The sequence below is a fragment of the Rhizobacter sp. P1_G5 genome (assembly GCF_056405435.1).
Genome location: NZ_JBFUCB010000844.1, coordinates 1 through 2,032, shown reverse-complemented (window position 1 = coordinate 2,032; position 2,032 = coordinate 1). Strand labels below are relative to the sequence as shown.

General features: G+C 69.2%; 2 protein-coding genes. One reads left to right on the top strand and one right to left on the bottom strand.

What is annotated here, in order from left to right:
* The first annotated feature begins 154 nt into the window (after positions 1 to 154).
* Positions 155 to 898, top strand: a complete 744-nt coding sequence (locus tag AC1D12_RS31800; RefSeq protein WP_477828266.1) for a sulfite exporter TauE/SafE family protein — start codon at positions 155 to 157, stop codon at positions 896 to 898.
* A gap of 24 nt (positions 899 to 922) precedes the next feature.
* Here the strand turns inward: AC1D12_RS31800 and AC1D12_RS31795 are convergent.
* Positions 923 to 2,032, bottom strand: a 1,110-nt coding sequence (locus AC1D12_RS31795; RefSeq protein WP_477845162.1) for an NAD-binding protein, incomplete at its 5' end; no start/stop codon positions are given.

Here is a 2,032-nt window from a genome sequence, read left to right as displayed (position 1 = left end):
GTGGATATACGGAGACATCTGGAGGAGCAGCGAGCTCAACTGCGTTTGCTGAAGGAGCAATTCAAGAAAGAGACCTGAGTCCGCAAGCCGAAGAGGGGGCCACCTGGCATGGGGGGCGACGCAGCCCGCCCCGTTGCGCCGAGAATGCGCATCGATGATCACCGACCCCTGGTTCTACGCCGCTGCCATCCCCGCCGTGCTGTTGATGGGCCTCTCCAAGAGCGGCTTCGGCGCCGGCTTCGGCTCGCTCGCGACGCCGCTGATGGCCTTGTCGATCACGGTGCCGCAGGCCGCGGCCATCATGCTGCCGCTGCTGCTGGTGATGGACGCGGTCGGCGTGAAGGCGCTGTTCCAGCAGCGCGACAAGGCGCTGATCCGGCTGCTGATCCCGGCCGGGCTGCTCGGCACGGTGCTCGGCACGCTGTCGTTCGGGCTGCTGCARCCGAAGACGGTGGCCGGCATCGTCGGCGGGCTGACGCTGCTGTTCCTCGCGCAGCGCCTGCTGTTCCCTCCGCGCGCCGATGCACCGCCGCCGCCGCGCTGGCTGGGCTTCGGGCTCGGCATCGCGTCGGGCTTCACCAGTTTCGTCGCGCATGCGGGCGCGCCGCCGGTCAGCGCCTACGTGCTGCCGCTGCGCCTGCCGCCGATGATCTTCACCGCGACGATGGCCACGTTCTTCGCGGTCGTGAACCTGTCGAAGTGGATCCCGTACGCCTTCCTCGGGCTGATCGACCTGCGCAACCTCGGCACCTCGCTGGTGCTGATGCCGTTCGCGCCGGTCGGCGTGTGGATCGGGATCCAGCTTGCGAAGCGGATCGAGCCGACGCTGTTCTATCGGCTGGTGTATGTCGGCATGTTCCTGACCGGGGCGAAGCTGCTGTACGACGCATTGAAGTGATGCAGTCCCGGATTGGCATCCGGGCTACGTGGCTTCTTCGTCCGGCTTCTCTGCCGCACCGCCCCAGCCGGCGCGCTGCTTTCGGTCCAGCGCCGCGGCGCGCTCCTGCGCGAACAGCGTCTCCAGCTGCTGCCGCCCTTCCTTCGCGACCGCGATCAGCCGCTCCTGGTCGCGCGCATGCGGGCGCATCGCCTCCAGCTGGTCGATGCTGTGGCGCCGGAAACGCAGCGCCAGGTTGCGCGCCTGGTGCGGCTGCCAACCCAGCAGCTCCAGCGTGCTGCGCGCCGTCATCAGCGCCGAATCCAGCGTCTCGCGCTCGATCAGCGTGACGCCCAGCTCGCGCAGCCGGTAGTAGTGCCGCACGTTGCGCGCCCGCGCGACGATCGTCAGCTGCGGGAAGTTCTCGCGCACCAGCGTCGCCACCTCCACGCTCTGCTCCACGTCGTCGATCGCCAGCACCAGCACCTTGGCGGTCGCCGCGCCGGCGGTGCGCAGCAGGTCGAGCCGCGTCGCGTCGCCGTAGAACACCGGCCAGCCGAAGCGGCGCAGCGCCTCCAGCGCCTCGGCGTCGTGCTCCAGCACCGTCGGCGTCAGGCCGTTGGCGAACATCATCCGGCCGACGATCTGCCCGTAGCGGCCGAAGCCGGCAATGATCACCGACGCGTTCTGCTGCTCGCTGATCTCGGGGATGTCGCTGCGCTTCTGGCCCGCCAGCGTCGGCGTCCACCAGCGGTCGGCCGCCACCAGCAGCAGCGGCGTCAGCAGCATCGACAAGGCCACCGCCGCCACCAGCAACGATGACGTCGGACCGTCGATCACGCCCGCCTGCGTGGCGGTCTGGAACACCACGAAGCCGAACTCGCCGCCCTGCGCCAGCAGGATGATGAACACCGGCCGCTCGGCCTTCGGCAGCGGCATCGCGCGGCCCATCGCCCACAGCACCACCGCCTTCACGCCGAGGAAGCCGCCGACGACCAGCGCGATCAGCAGCGGCCGCTGCATCACGATCGAGAAGTCGATGCTCATCCCCACCGCGATGAAGAACAGCCCGAGCAGCAGCCCCTTGAAGGGTTCGATGTCGGTCTCGAGCTCGCGCCGGTACTCGCTCTCGGCCAGCAGCACGCCGGCCAGGAA